This window comes from Rhizobium oryzicola (assembly GCF_030504645.1).
Lineage (GTDB): Bacteria > Pseudomonadota > Alphaproteobacteria > Rhizobiales > Rhizobiaceae > Neorhizobium > Neorhizobium oryzicola.
Map to the genome: position 1 here is coordinate 542,780 of NZ_JAUKWQ010000004.1, position 14,246 is coordinate 557,025.

Sequence of the window (14,246 nt, forward strand, 5' to 3'; positions counted from 1 at the left end):
GGACGCCGTCTCGCGGCGTATTGATCATCCCTGATTCGCAGGCAGCGGAAGCACGGTGGCTGAAGCAGCAGCGATTTCCGCAGGCGTCGCCGGAGAGTTCACTGTTACTGCATTATTGGCCAGAGCAATATTTGCGGCCTTGAACGCCGCGAGAAGGCGTTTCATGCCTTCCCGCTTCAGAATGCTGGGATTGCCGGGTCGAGCCGTAAACTTAAAGCGGATGACGAGGGAGGTCTCCGTTACTGCCTGGATACCCTGCATTTTCAGGGGCACCAGAAACTCTGATCCATATTCCGGCTCCTGCAACAACGCCAGGCCAACCTTCTTGGCCGTCTTTCGGATCAGTTCCAGGTCAGCATTGCGGTCGAAGCGCAGTTCGAATTTGATGGTGCCCCAGTCGCGGCTGTAATTGGTGACTGACGTGATCTGACCAAATGGAATGGTATGGATCGGCCCATTGTGATGCCGCAGCCGTACCGAGCGGATCGTGATCTGCTCGACCGTCCCCATCAGCTTGCCCGTATCGATATATTCGCCGATCCGAAACGCATCTTCTGCCAAGAAGAAGATACCGGATACGATATCTTTCACGAGTGACTGTGACCCGAAGGAGAAGGCAAGACCAAGCACGCCGAAGCCGGCCAGAAGGGGTGCTACATCCACGCCTGCCGAGGAAATGACGACGAGTGCGGCAATGGCGATCACGGCACTGAGAATCAGGTTGCGGACCACAGGCAGGATCGTGCCCAGGCGGCTTGTCTCCTTCTTGGCTTCATCGTCTTCTTGTCCCGGCAGAACGATGGCTGTCGCTGGCGCCACCGTTTCGAAATACTTGATGAGAAAGGCGCAGAGCGTCCAACTGGCGATCAGCGCCACGCTGATCCGTTCCAGCCAAATCAGCCAGGTCGTCACCAGGGCTGCAGCGCCCATCATCATAGGCTGCCATTGGATAACGATCAGATGCAGGCCTGCAATCCAGACCGCCCCAGCCAGAGGTGCTCTGAGGCTCCAAAGGGTGACGGTCTGCAGGCTTCTGCCATGGGTTTCCTCCCGCTTTCGCGCGATATCTGCGAACAAAGCGAAAATCCCGTGATCAATGATGGGGATGATGATCAGCAAGAACTGGGTCAGTGCAGCGGCACGCGCCCAAGTCACATTCTGCGTCGTTCCGGCCATCAGCAGTCCACTTGCCCAGATCAGAATGGCGGAGATGGCGTAGAAGTCGGCCAGGAAATGGCCGATCGCCCAGCGAAATCCCTTTGCGTCCTTGCCTGCAAAGGCTTCTGCAATATCGCTGCGCCCAGCAATAAACCAGTAAAGCTTGACGATCGTCAGCACGGAAACGGTCAGGAACAGCCAGCTATCGGCGGCGTCCGAGGCGATCATCCGCAGGTCCGCCAGTCGCAGGGAGTTGGCGGTAAAAAGACTGAGCGTGCCATAGAGCACCAGCATGAAAAGATGCCATCCCGAATGGGCAATGGGCAGCAGCGGATTTTCGCCCGGCATACACGGCCGCAGGAAAAAGCGGCCGATGGCTGCATAGATCAAAATGCCTGCAATGGTGTTGACCATCGCCGCGGCCGCTTCGCGCGAGAAGGAGCCGTGCGCCAGGGTATTATGCAGGACGAAATGAGAAATGGCTGCGAATATGGCGATGCCGAGCGCATCTGCCAGAAGACGCAGGATTGCCAGCAGGAACTTGTTTTGGGGTGGATGTCGGCGCAACACTGCTTTGACCGCGAGGTCTGCTGCGAAAGTCAAAGCTGCCGCACATAGAATGGAAAGAAGCGTAAATCCTGCCGTCCGGGACGGGCCATTGGCTTCAGCAGAAAGCGTTTCCCAACTGGAGGAAAATGCTGCGGGAAGTCCACGGAGCCCAGCGATCGACATCTGCGTACCGTTTTGCAGTGCCGCCCAAAGATCGTTGACCATGAGCATCTCGCCCATGGAGACCATAGGTGCTGTTGGCGTAGAGGCCTGGGGTGCGGGCGGGACCGCTGTTTCCTGAAGTTTTACGGTGACGGTCCTACCGCCCTGGGCTGCGGCCTTGATGGCGGCGTCCACCTCGCTTGGGCTTTGGCCGGGAGTAATAAGGACAGTGATGGGCGCTTCTGCTGCGGCGCAGGTTTGCGTTGAAAGCATCGTCGAACCTGCCACTAGTAGCAACAGGATCACGCTCTGTATCGCGTTGATCAAGCCAGAGGATCTCATCACATTTGCCCCTCGAAACCTCAGCAATAGCTGAATGCGGTCTCGTCATCATCATCACCCTGGCCGGATGATGCGTCATGCAAGGGCTAATTTGCAATCCTGAAGATCGGTAAGATCTGATGTCACGCTGGCTTGAGGACGTGATCTTTAGGACTGTGGAAGTTACGCAACTGGTCAAACAGCGGAGACCGGTTGCTCATGTTCATCAATCGCTCGTAAAGGCTCCGGGCTTCCAGGCCAGCCCATGCCAGACAATCAGTAAATTTTGCCTGCTGCTGATCTTCACTCAGAGCATCCTGCAGGGCGCCCCGCGCATTAAGACGGGTCCGCTGCAGAACGCGTCCGTCGCGTAGCGTAACGAATACCACATGGGGCAGACGTTCTTGTCCCCGCTCTTCCTCCTCGGTGTAGGCGCTGATATTGATGCGGGGCATGAGCTGCCGCACGGCGGATTGCTGCAAGGCTTTTGGGGTGAAATCTTCAAGGCTGAGTCGCCCTTTCTCAAAAGCGGTCGCCAGGCAGTACTGCATCGAGAACCGAGCCTGCATCTCGTTCAGGGGATCCTCGAAAGCAAGGTTGCGAAAGGCGGAAATGCCGACCTTCGTTTCGATGGCCGCGATATCATCAGCAACCAGATCGTATTGCCTCTTGATATCGAGTACCGCGTCGATAGCTCTGTGGGTTGAAGCGCAGCACGGATGCTGTTTCACCACAAGGCCGCGCGTTTCGATTACTGAGGTATCATCTGCGCACCAGTCATCCCAACCCCTAGAGTCTGTGGCTCCGAAGAGGTCGAGGAAGCCCTGTCGTTTCTCCAGGATATCAACACTGCCGCGCATTCCGGACATTGCGAGCCGGGCCGCATCCACCGCGTTTCGAGCGGCAAACCCGGCGTGAAGAGGTTTTGTCGGTGTGCCGAATTGACCCTTCAAGCCCGACGCCATGGAGGCTGCGATGCTGATCGCATGCACGACCTCCTCGCTGTTGCCACCCAACAGACGGGTTACGCCGGCGGCGGCACCCACGGCACCGACAGTCGATGTCCCGTGCCATCCTCTGTTGTAATGCGCGGGATTGACGCCGTATCCTATCGCAGCCTGCGCCTCCAGACCTGTGAGATAGGCTTCCAGAAAGTCGATGCCGCTGATGTTGGACTGTGGGCGAACCAGCGACAGCAGGGCGGGAACGAGAACGGCAGACGCATGCGCGCGCGCAGGATGAAAGTTATCGTCGAAATCGAGGGCATGCGCTGCTGTTGCGTTCGCGAGCGCCATGACCGAGGCGGAGGTTGAACTGCTACATACAAGTCGAGCCGGTTCGTCGGGCAGCTCAGCTTGGAACGCGCGCCTGACGGCAACGACACTCTCGTTGCTGCGCCCCGCAAGCAAGCAGCCAATGGTATCGATGACGGCATTCCGCGCCATTTCCAGCGCGCGCGATGAAAATGTCGAACGGGCGGTGAGGCTGGTCGCGATGCGGGTGATAACGCTTGTCATTGACGAATGCCCTTTGCTGCGATTGTTTCGAGGAAACTCTTCGAACATCCGCAGAGCCGCAAGCTTATGCGGGACCTGGGTAGCGTTACCGAAAATGGGAGACGGCATGGCAAGGGCTTGGAACGGCGTGATCAGCCTGAAGCACATCGAGGCCTATGATGCGATAGCCGCAACTGGCTCCACGGTCGCTGCCGCGGTGGAGCTTGGCATCTCCCAGTCCAATGCAAGCCGTCTGCTGCAACAATTGGAGGATTATCTCGGCGTAAGGCTGTTTGATCGGGACAAAAATCGATTGTCGCCGACACGTGAGGGCTTGCAACTGGGGCCGCAGATCCGAGGCATTGCCGACCGCTTGCAGGCTTTGAAGGTGTCCGCTGTTGAATTGGAAAACGGACGCTCACGCGAGATGCTTTTGCGCCTTGCCTTTCCGGCCAGCCTCGTCGCCAACCGCGTCCCCAAGCTTCTTCGCGCCTTCTTCGATCTGCATGGTCCGGTTAGGGTGGAGATCGCCTCCGGAAGTTATCTCGCCATCGAGCGGATGATCGCGGATGGCCAGGCGGACATCGGCTTTGCGCGCTCACCTTTGTCAACGCCTGGTCTGAAAGAGGAACATGTTTTGCAGGCGCGAGTCACCTGTGCCCTACACCGAGACCATCACCTTGCCGAAAGTCCTTCTTTATCCATCGCCGATTTAAAGGGGCAGGATCTGATCGTCCTGAACCGCGAACGACCTGTTCGCCACCAGTTGGAGGCCTTGTTCTACAGCAATGGCTTGCGCAAGCGTCCGCTTCTGGAGGCCCATTCCATCGCCAGCGCCTGTGGGCTGGCAGCCGAAGGCTTGGGCATTGCCTTGGTTGGGGATTTGATTGCCCATGAATACGCAGACCTTCCCTTGCGCTTCGTACCTTTGGAGCCCGTGCTGCCGGTGACCTACTGCCTGATTACGAGCGACAAGAACCCGTTACCTCAGGCAGCCAAGCTCTTTCTGAAGGGCGTCGACACATGGCTTCAGACGCATCCGTCTGAAGCCATGCCGTAATACTCGCACTAGCCGCGCAGCGTATCGGGCAGAAGTTCTGCCGGCAGATCCTGGTAGGACACCGGTCGCAGGAACCGCCGGATCGCCATGGTGCCAACAGAGGTCGTCTTGCTGTCGGATGTGGCCGGGAAGGGGCCGCCATGCACCATTGCCGGGCTCACCTCGACACCGGTTGGCCATCCATTCGCCAGGATGCGGCCGACCTTGCGCTCCAGCACCGGGATCAGCTTGCGCGTATCTTCGTAGTCCGATGGAGCGACGTGAAGGGTGGCGGTCAATTGCCCTTCGAGCGCCTCGGATAATTCAATCATTTGGTCCAGGCTTTGGCATCGCACCAGCACGCTACTCGCACCGAAGACTTCCTCCGCCAGCTTCGGATGATCGCGAAAATAGTCCGCATCCACTTCAAAGAACACGGCCGGACTCCGGTTCGGCCCATTTGCCGACTTGCTTTCGGCAACGCGCGTGAGGCCGTCATGTTGCAAAAGGGCTTCCACACCACGGTCGAAGGCGGCGTGAATGTTGGGCGTGAGCATCGGTTGCGGCTCGACCTGCCCAAGGGACTGGCTGGCAGCAGCGACAAAGGCGTCGAGATCCGGACCTGCCATTGCAAACATCAGTCCGGGATTGGTACAGAACTGGCCGGCTCCCAATGTCAGGGATTCCGTGAACCCGCGGGCAATGCTTTCGGCACGCTCCTTAAGGGCACCCGGCATCAGGTAGACGGGGTTGATGCTGCTCATCTCCGCATAAACGGGGATGGGCTCCGGCCTCTCGAACGCGATCTTCATCAGGGCCAGTCCTCCGATCCGCGATCCGGTAAAGCCAACGGCTTTAATTGCCGGATGGCGAACTAGCGCACCACCGGTATCATTCGTTCCATTCAAAAGTGAGTAGACGCCTTCCGGCAGACCCAGCTCCCGCACGGCTGCCTGGACTGCCTGTCCCACCAGTTCGCCTGTTCCCGGGTGCGCCAAGTGCCCCTTCACGACAACCGGACATCCCGCAGCCAGTGCGGATGCGGTGTCTCCGCCGGCCGCCGAAAAGGCGAGAGGAAAGTTGCTGGAGCCGAACACGGCAACGGGTCCAAGGGCGACTTGTCGAAGACGAAGATCGGGGCGCCGGAACGGTTGTCTGTCTTCCATGGCAGGCTCGAGACGTACATCCTGCCATTCGCCGGAGCGCACAACCTTTGCAAACAGGCGCAGTTGAAAGACAGTGCGTGCGCGTTCCGTCTCGAGGCGCGGCACGGAGAGACCGGTTTCAAAGTGAGCGCGTTCGATCAAGGTGTCGCCAAGCTCGAGGATATTGCCGGCAATCTTCTCCAGGAAAGCTGCGCGCTCTTCCAGGCCCGTGGCCCGGTAGATGTCAAAGGCTTCTGCCGCGAGGCGACAGGCCTGGTCCACATCTGCTTCACGCGCCACGACGAAGGCTGGTTCAATTTCCTGCCCGCTTGCGGGATCAACCGCGCGTATGTCACCGTTGGTGCCAACGATCTGTCCACCAATCAGCAGGCCACCGGTGACTCTTGCTGTCTGTCCCATTTCTATTCTCCTTCGATTGCGCACGGGCATGTCATTCTAAGGCTTGTCACCGCCGTTAGATGGTACAAAACGATCCGAATGCGAGGTTTTCCTGTGTCACCCTTGTAGGTGCAGTGGGTTCTGGCGGGGTCTCAACGCATGAAAAAAAAGAGGGCGCTTGGCGCCCTCTTCCATCTTCGCAGTTATTGTCGTCAGGCCCACGGGTCAAGTCAGCCCGTCTGACGGAAATCGTCATCCTCGTCGTCGGAGCCGCCTGTGGACATGTCGAGGGCAAAGCCCTTCGCACGCGCCTGCTGGGCCGCGACCGAGTGTCCTTGTGCCGGCTTTGGCTTGTTCGCCGTGCTTGCTTTGGCGGCGGGTCGCTGCGGAGCACGTGCCTGTGCCGAACGTCCTGTAGTCTGTGCGGAGCGGCTACCCGACTGGTCGACACGGAAGAAGGCGATGGAGGCCTGGAGTTCTTCGGCCTGAGCGGCCAGCTCTTCGGACGTCGCAGACATCTGCTCGGATGCACCGGCATTCTGCTGGGTCACCTTGTCGAGCTGCTGGATCGCCTCGTTGATCTGTGCCGCGCCGATATCCTGCTCGCGGCAGGCTGCCGAGATTTCCGAGATCAGCTCGGCGGTCTTCTGGATGTCTGGTACGAGCTTGCTCAGCATTTCGCCCGCTTCCGTCGCCACCTGGACAGTTTCACCCGACAGTGTGGAGATTTCCGCTGCCGCCGCCTGGCTGCGTTCCGCCAGCTTGCGCACTTCCGACGCCACCACCGCAAAACCCTTGCCGTGTTCACCGGCACGGGCTGCTTCCACGGCAGCGTTCAGGGCAAGAAGGTCGGTCTGACGGGCGATTTCCTGAACGATGGAGATCTTGTCGGCGATCGTGCGCATCGCACCGACAGCACGCGTGACGGCCTGGCCTGATGCTTCCGCATCACGCGAGGACTGACGGGCGATCTTTTCCGTCTGAGCGGCGTTATCGGCATTCTGCTTGATGTTGGCCGCCATTTCTTCCATGGCTGCAGAGGCTTCCTCCGCAGCGGAGGCCTGCTCGGTCGCACCTTGGCTCAGCTGCTCAGAGCTCGCCGACAGTTCCTGGCTGCCGGAGGACACGTTGTCGCCGGCAGAAAGGGCATCGCTCACTACACCGCGCAGGCGTTCGACCATGCTCTTCAGCGCGATTCCCAGCGTATCTTTGTCGGAGAGTGGCTTCACGTTAACGGTCAGCTCGCCATTGGCGATTTGATCCGCAACCCTTGCGGTTTCCCGGAGATTGCCGGTCATAATGCGCACGCTGTCGACTACATCTTTGATTTCGTCGTTGGACTTGATCTCGATGTCCTGGTCGAGGTCGCCAATGGCGACGGCGTCGGCAACGGCCTTGACCTTCTTCAGGCCACTATTGATGCCAAGTGCAATCCAAAGGGCAACGAAAACAGACAGCGCAAACATCACGACAAGGCTGCCAATAAGCAAATTGCGCGAGGCGTCATATTGTTGATTGGTGGCTTCATCCGTTGAGCGAAGATCAGCGGCGATCGCATCGCGAACCGCATTCAAGCTAGCAAGCATCTCGTTCGCGGTCTTGCGGCCCTCTCCCATGGAAAGTTCACCACCCAGACGATTGCTTTCGTCGGTATTCTGGATCGCATACTGCAACACCTTATCGTCAGTCTGCTTCCAGATAGCCAACTGCTTGGTGAGTTGGTTAACCTTCTCGACGACCAAAGGGTTCTTGCTGCGTCCGAGCAGCTCAAGAGCCTGGTCTGCCTGCTGCAGGCTCTTGCGTGCCGTGTCAACGAAAGCCGTGATTTGCTGGGCATCATTGCTGAGAACAGCGTTCTTTTCATCCCGGACTGCGTTGAGAATTGCCGTCGATAGGTCGGCGGAAATCCTCAGATTTGTCGCCGGTCCCTGAATAATTCCACTGATTGCCGAATTGAGCGATGCTAGGTTCATAATCGCGACGATGACCGCTGCACTCGACAACATGATAAGAAAGCCGAACGCCAAGGCCAGCTTGAGTTTTATAGTTAGACGCATTTCAGGACCCCCGCCCGAGAACAAGAATTGTGACGGCATCTCTGTATTAGAAATACATCAAATAAGGTAATATAATATGGCTAATAAATTCTTTATTATTTAAGGCAATTTTATGTGTAAGGTTGTTATTATATTCGTTTTTGCGCATGGTCTAGGTGCCAGTAAGTCGACCCGTGCGGCATGTTTGATCTTCAATTTGCAAATTGAGCAAACCAAGCCGAGCTAGGCGTCGGATGAAAAGGAGGCCAGCTGCGAATCACAGCCGACCTCGGTGTTAAGTCAACCAGTTCTGCGGCGGTTTTGGGCGTTTTCCTGTTCTCCCGTTTTTTGCCAAGCCAAGTCACCGTCATAGCGCCAAGCTATCTGCCCGTTCTCGTCCAGCGCAAACAGGTAAAGCCAGCCGTTGTCGAACAGCGTCCGGATACTCGCATGCCGTCTTAGAATGTCGCTGATCGCTTCCTTGGGGGCCTCCACCGCAACAGTCAGCCGCAGCGGTTCGTGAATGTAGTTTTCTCCATCATGCACGGATTGCCACGGCAGGCCGGCGCGCATATTGCCGCCATTGCCTTCCACGACGCCGATGCCGCCGACGACATTGTGCAGCAGCTTGTTGCCAGCGCCGAAAAGCGACGGGGCAACTGCCGAGCCGAAATATTGCAGGCTGATCCAGCTTGCCACCACGACCGGTGCGGTCAGGATCAGTTCCAGCACCTTGAAGCCGTCATCCTTCCGCCAGACGTAATCGTGAAGAAACGCCTGACCTTCCAGATTTCGACCGGCCGTCCGGGAGCGGGGCGCGGCAATAAAGGCGCGGCACCCGGCAAGCCCAAATTCCGGACGGACCTCCGACCAGTCCCGGCTCCGTTCGACGACGGACTGTGCACTCGTCCGTGGCAGCTTCTGCGCCCGTTCCGCACGCGCCAGCTTGCCTGCACGATCGAGCCAGGACCGGATCATCGCCAGTTCCTCACTCTTTTCGGTCAAGTCGAAATCGGTATCGAACAGCGTCACCTGGTCGGTTGTCGTATCGTGCAGTGCGCCCAAGAAAACCGTATCTGACGGAATTGCGATGCCCTTGTGGGAAAGCTTCTCACGCACCTCGTGGTCGTTCAACAAAACAGCTAGCAGCCGGGCGTTTACGTCGCCTGCATATCCACCGCAGGCTCCGCAATGGAGCGCGCTCGCATAGGGGTTGTTGACGACATTGGCGCCATGCCCCGTCACCAGAACAAACCGCGCGAAGCCCTCGGTCAGCGACATGGCGCGCAGTACAGTTTCCGCTATTATCGCACGCGTGTCGAGATCGAGCACAGAGGCGAAACGCGGTGCCGGTGCGTCCGGCTTCTGGCCCGTGCCAAGCTTCAGTCCATCCCGAAGAAGCTTGCCTGCATAGACCGGCCCCATGGCCTCCACAAAGGCAAAGGAGGAAACGGCAGCCAACTTGAAGCGCCCCCAGGCCCGGATGGCACGTGCCGTGAAGCGTGCCTCGCGGTCTGCTTCGCTATCCTTCTCCACTTCGCTGCAGGAAAAGACCGAGGGTTTGAGAAGAACCGGCAGCCTGTTTTCGCTGACATCCGAGGCAAAGCCCTTATGGCTGGCGCCGAGGCCAAAGAACCCGGCAAAGCCCAGCGTGCGAATGCCGGGATCGATGCTCTCCAGGGCCCGCCGGAAAACTTCCGAACGAACGTCGATGCAAAAGGCCGCCTGAAGTGTAGGTCTGATTTCTGCTATCCTGTCCATACCGGGTTTTGCCAGAACGGCGGCGAGCCGTCTTTGGGCAGCGCGTTCCGCCGCTACCTGCAACACGCCGTCCATCAATATCTCATCACCGATTGACAGCGGGCTTGCGTGCGTACGCCTCACATTCCGCCAGCCTTGCGCGATTTCTGGCTCATATTGCCCATAGAGCGCCTCCTCGAAGACAAGCCTGATGGCAAGCAAGCCAAGCGCGGTCTCGTCGGCGCCGCCTTGCAACTCGGCATTCCACTGGAGATGCCGGGCATATTGTGCCCATCCGCCAAGGCTCAACAGCAACTGGTGGAAATAGGTGCCGGGCTCCGAGCCCAGACCCAACCGTACAGCTGCCCGCTCGATGAGCCCTTGCGCGGTTTCGGGCGTGCTGGCCACATGAAGTCCAAAGCCCTTCAAGCCCAGGATCTCAGGCGTCAGGTCGTGCGTGGCAAAGGCGCGCCATGCGGCATAGATGCCATTGTGGCGGGAGGCCGCCCACAGCGCCTGACCCTGGTCGAAGAAGCCAGCCGCAAATGTGCCGATACGGTCGGTAACAAGCCCGCGCCAATCCTTCTCTGAAATATCCGCTGCCAGATCGACTATGGTTGGAAGCGCCTGTGGTTGTTGCGGTTCGATGGAGGCGGCTTTTTTCAACGCGTCGATATTCATCCGACTGCTGAGCGGGCTGGTTTGCAATGCCTCTGCAAGATCCAGGTCGGATATATCGCCAGCGGCGATCTTTTCCGCATAATGCCGCCGCGGCAAGGCAAGCCGAACGCCGCCGATCCGCGCCAGCAGGGCAGCGGTCTGCTCCATCGTCTCGCCCGTCTGGCCCAGAAAGGGATTGACGGCGACTGTGGCCATCAGAGGCCAGGCGGGTGGAATGGCCCGGACAGCCTGTTCTGCGGCCTTCGCCAACGCCTCACCGTGGAGGCTGTCGATTGCATGGTTCTCGTTCATGTACATCAATCCTTGGCTTTGCCGGTTGCGGGGGTCGAGATTGCAGAGTAGGGCAGGGTCCAGCCGCCTAGCAGCCGGTCGAAGAGGGCGTTGACATACAGCCCGTTGGAAAGGTGAACGCGCAGTCCCGCTGCGGCCGGGTGATAGGCCCAGAGCGGAAACAGCGCTTGGGCAACAGCCACGGCTCCAAATGTGATGACCCCCAGAACCATCAGCGTCCATTCCAGCGGTCCGGGCTGCGGTGTCGCCGGCAGTGTGCCATGCATAAGCGTTTCCGCACCGTGTTGAAGGGCGAAGTAGGCTGTTGCCGCGGAGATTGAATAAAGCGACGTCCGCCAGGTCAGGGCCCAGGGCGCGGCGTCTGCCAGGCCTTGGGCAATCAGATAGGCAACACCGAAGATCAGGATAGCACCGAGGGCCAATGCTTGAGGCGGTTTCTCGCTAAAGCCGAACAACAGGCCGATGACGGCGTAGATGGTGAGCGCCAGCAGGAAGGCTCGGCCAACTGCCCAGCCATCCGGGATCGCCACGGGACCGGGCCTGCGAATGGACGCCACTGTCTCGATGGCGGTCCCAGAGGACAGAAAAGCATGCGCTTTGTAGAGCGAATGGGCGACGATATGCAGAAGCGCGATCGGGAAGAGCGCCAGCCCGCATTGCAGGATCATGAAGCCCATTTGCGCGACGGTGGACCAGGCGAGCGAGGTCTTGACCGCCGGCTGTGTCAGCATGACAAGACTACCGAAAAGGGCCGTAAAGCCGCCGACCATCACCAGCACGGCCAGCACAACAGGCGCCTGCAGCATCACATCCGCAAAGCGGATCAGGAGAAAGCCGCCTGCGTTGACGACGCCCGCATGCAGAAGGGCTGAGACCGGCGTCGGTGTTTCCATCACTTCCGTTAGCCAGCCTTGGCTAGGGAACTGTGCGGATTTGAGCAGAGCGGATAAAGCCAGCAGGCCTGCCGCCAGGACTTTCCAGTGGGTCACCGGAGCCACCTGCACAGCCTGCAAAATGGACGTAATGTCTCCCGTCCCAAAGGATAGCCCGAGGCAGAGGAATGCGCCGACCAGTGCTGCATCGCCGATGCGTGATATGATAAACTTCTTGCGGGCCGCTCGTTGCGCGGCAACCCGCTGCGGATAGAACAACAGGAGTCTATGAAGCAGCAGGCTGGAGGCGACCCAACCGGCCCAGAACTGGAACAGCGTGCCGGCCTGTACCAGCAGCAGCACCGCGGCAAGCGTTGCTGTCATCCACCCCGTGAACGGCCCCTGCCGCTCTTCACCATCCAGGAATGTCCCCGCATACCGCAGCACGACCCAGCCGATGAAGGACACGAGGCTGAGCATGACGAGGCTGACAAGATCGAGCCGCGATGAAAAGCTCAGCAAGCCAAAGCCGAGGGACGGACTGGTAGCCGCACCCTCTTGAAAGAGCACGATACCGCAACCGATCGAAACAAGGATCGAACCCAGCGCTGCGATCTCGGCTGTTCGTACAGCGGCGCGCGGGCGCAAACCCGGTGACAGAAATGCAATGACGGATGCGAATCCGAGAAACAAAGGTGATAGAAAGGGAAGGGCGTGCAACACGGGCTATCTCCGGCCTGGCGCCGCATATGATGCGGCTGACAGCCCGGTGTTACCAAGAGGCGGTTCCCAATAAAAATTCATTGTTTCTGGCTTTACGTTCTATAAAATAGAACCATGCCGGATCTGAACTATCACCACCTGCGATATTTTCGCGCCGTCGCCCATGACGGAAACCTCACTCGAACCGCCGAGCGGCTGAACCTTTCCCAGTCGGCTTTGTCCATCCAGATCAAGCAGCTCGAAGAGCGGCTCGGGCATCCCCTTTTCGAGCGCCGTGGCAGGCAGCTCTATCTGACTGAAGCCGGGCGGATAGCGCTTGATCACGCGGATACGATCTTTTCTGCAGGCGAGGAATTGATCGAGACGTTGAAGGAGACCGGCCGCACCCGCCGCGCGATACGGCTCGGCGCTCTGGCCACGCTCTCGCGCAACTTCCAGATGGAGTTCCTGCGGCCGATCCTCGGGCGTCCCGATGTGGATATGATCCTGAGGTCCGGAAGCACCAGCGAGTTGCTGGGGGCGCTGGAGACATTGAACCTGGATATCGTGCTGCTCAACCAGGCGCCGATGGCTGATGCCGTCACGCCCTTCATTGCCCAGCATGTCTATCAGCAGCGCGTCAGCCTCGTCGGCAAACCATCCTACGCCACTCTCGGAACGACACTCGCAGATCTTCTCTGTGCGCATCCGGTCATCCTGCCGACGCTGGAAAGTGGCGTGCGCTCCCAGTTTGAAGCGCTTGTCGCGCGGCTTGGCATAACGCCGCAGATCGCCGCCGAAGTGGATGACATGGCGATGATGCGTCTTTTGGCGCGGGAAGGGGCGGGGCTCGCCGTTCTTCCTCCCATCGTCGTGAAAGGGGAATTGGAGGCCGGTGCTCTCGTGGAATTCGATGCCCTTCCGGGTATGGTGGAGTCCTTCTATGCGGTCACGGTGAAGCGACGCTTCCCCAATCCGCTGATCCGCCCTTTGCTGGAAGCGACTGTGAATAGCGAGATGATGGTCGTTTAAGCGTCCACAGCGCCACCCGAAGCGAGGCGAATCACAAAGCGCAATGATAACAGTGACTTGTGAAATTTCTTACACCTCCGGAAAATTCCTTGTTGACGCCTCCGGGGTCGGGGCGTATAAGCCGGGTCACTGACGAGGGCGGCGGCGCTGCTGGCGACGAAGTTCTTCGTTCTAGTGAAATCTCTGGAAATTGGCTGAATGCTGATTGGTGGGCCGGGTTACGGTTTGGCTCTGAGGGGTTTTTTGACTGCGGGTTTTGGCTTTGTGGTCTGTTTTTTGACAATTGAAGATTTGAAGAAAGAGAAACGTGGTCGGCGGCGTTTTGCGGGAAAGCGAATAGCTTTTCTGGAATACGATTAGAGACGGTCACGTTTTGGAATGAGAACACCCTGTTTTCTTGGGTTTGACTACCTTTCGCCACTCCTTTGGGGTGACGGGAGATCAAACCTGGCCATACGGAAAGCTTTCGAAGCTGCCGTGTTGGTTTGGAAACAGCAGTGAGTTCTCGTCGATTCAGAACAAGTGATTAGTCTAGATTGAATTCTCAACTTGAGAGTTTGATCCTGGCTCAGAACGAACGCTGGCGGCAGGCTTAACACATGCAAGTCGAACGCCCCGCAAGG

8 protein-coding genes and 1 rRNA gene are annotated in these 14,246 nt (G+C 58.7%); 3 read left to right on the forward strand and 6 right to left on the reverse strand.

Translation table 11 applies throughout. From position 1 onward, the window contains the following. Positions 1-24: 24 nt before the first annotated feature. Together Q2T52_RS15985 and Q2T52_RS15990 are read right to left on the reverse strand one after the other, a co-directional pair. Entirely contained in the window at positions 25-2,142 is a 2,118-nt protein-coding gene (locus Q2T52_RS15985; protein ID WP_302077773.1) for a mechanosensitive ion channel family protein, read from the reverse strand. Positions 2,143-2,333: 191 nt separating this feature from the next. Next, complete coding sequence (locus Q2T52_RS15990) at positions 2,334-3,707, reverse strand: MmgE/PrpD family protein (RefSeq protein ID WP_302077774.1); 1,374 nt, start codon at positions 3,705-3,707, stop codon at positions 2,334-2,336. Positions 3,708-3,813: 106 nt separating this feature from the next. Here Q2T52_RS15990 and Q2T52_RS15995 point away from each other — a divergent pair, with 106 nt between their 5' ends. After that, positions 3,814-4,746 (forward strand): LysR family transcriptional regulator, encoded by a 933-nt coding sequence (locus Q2T52_RS15995; RefSeq protein WP_302077775.1) that lies wholly within the window; start codon positions 3,814-3,816, stop codon positions 4,744-4,746. Positions 4,747-4,754: 8 nt separating this feature from the next. Here Q2T52_RS15995 and Q2T52_RS16000 read toward each other — a convergent pair whose 3' ends face one another. The 4 genes from Q2T52_RS16000 to Q2T52_RS16015 all read right to left on the reverse strand — a co-directional run bounded on the left by Q2T52_RS16000 (position 4,755) and on the right by Q2T52_RS16015 (position 12,612). After that, the gene (locus tag Q2T52_RS16000) at positions 4,755-6,290 is read right to left on the reverse strand and encodes an aldehyde dehydrogenase (NADP(+)) (protein WP_302077776.1); all 1,536 of its coding nucleotides are present in this window, start codon (positions 6,288-6,290) and stop codon (positions 4,755-4,757) included. Positions 6,291-6,499: 209 nt separating this feature from the next. Further along, the gene (locus Q2T52_RS16005; RefSeq protein WP_302077777.1) at positions 6,500-8,326 is read right to left on the reverse strand and encodes a methyl-accepting chemotaxis protein; all 1,827 of its coding nucleotides are present in this window, start codon (positions 8,324-8,326) and stop codon (positions 6,500-6,502) included. 279 nt (positions 8,327-8,605) lie between these two features. Continuing rightward, positions 8,606-11,017, reverse strand: coding sequence for a YbcC family protein (locus Q2T52_RS16010; protein WP_302077778.1), 2,412 nt, complete (start codon positions 11,015-11,017; stop codon positions 8,606-8,608). A 5-nt stretch (positions 11,018-11,022) separates the two neighbouring features. Next, complete coding sequence (locus Q2T52_RS16015; RefSeq protein ID WP_302077779.1) at positions 11,023-12,612, reverse strand: proton-conducting transporter transmembrane domain-containing protein; 1,590 nt, start codon at positions 12,610-12,612, stop codon at positions 11,023-11,025. A 114-nt stretch (positions 12,613-12,726) separates the two neighbouring features. Between Q2T52_RS16015 and Q2T52_RS16020 the strand changes: the two genes are divergently transcribed. Both Q2T52_RS16020 and Q2T52_RS16025 read left to right on the forward strand, forming a co-directional pair. After that, positions 12,727-13,623 (forward strand): LysR family transcriptional regulator, encoded by an 897-nt coding sequence (locus Q2T52_RS16020; protein WP_302077780.1) that lies wholly within the window; start codon positions 12,727-12,729, stop codon positions 13,621-13,623. A 545-nt stretch (positions 13,624-14,168) separates the two neighbouring features. After that, positions 14,169-14,246, forward strand: a 16S ribosomal RNA gene (locus Q2T52_RS16025); the annotation flags it as partial.

Coding starts and splice junctions, on each gene's coding strand:
- Q2T52_RS15985 (WP_302077773.1), bottom strand. CDS start 2,142: ATGCTTTCAACGCAAACCTGCGCCGCAGCAGAAGCGCCCATCACTGTC.
- Q2T52_RS15990 (WP_302077774.1), bottom strand. CDS start 3,707: ATGACAAGCGTTATCACCCGCATCGCGACCAGCCTCACCGCCCGTTCG.
- Q2T52_RS15995 (WP_302077775.1), top strand. CDS start 3,814: ATGGCAAGGGCTTGGAACGGCGTGATCAGCCTGAAGCACATCGAGGCC.
- Q2T52_RS16000 (WP_302077776.1), bottom strand. CDS start 6,290: ATGGGACAGACAGCAAGAGTCACCGGTGGCCTGCTGATTGGTGGACAG.
- Q2T52_RS16005 (WP_302077777.1), bottom strand. CDS start 8,326: ATGCGTCTAACTATAAAACTCAAGCTGGCCTTGGCGTTCGGCTTTCTT.
- Q2T52_RS16010 (WP_302077778.1), bottom strand. CDS start 11,017: ATGAACGAGAACCATGCAATCGACAGCCTCCACGGTGAGGCGTTGGCG.
- Q2T52_RS16020 (WP_302077780.1), top strand. CDS start 12,727: ATGCCGGATCTGAACTATCACCACCTGCGATATTTTCGCGCCGTCGCC.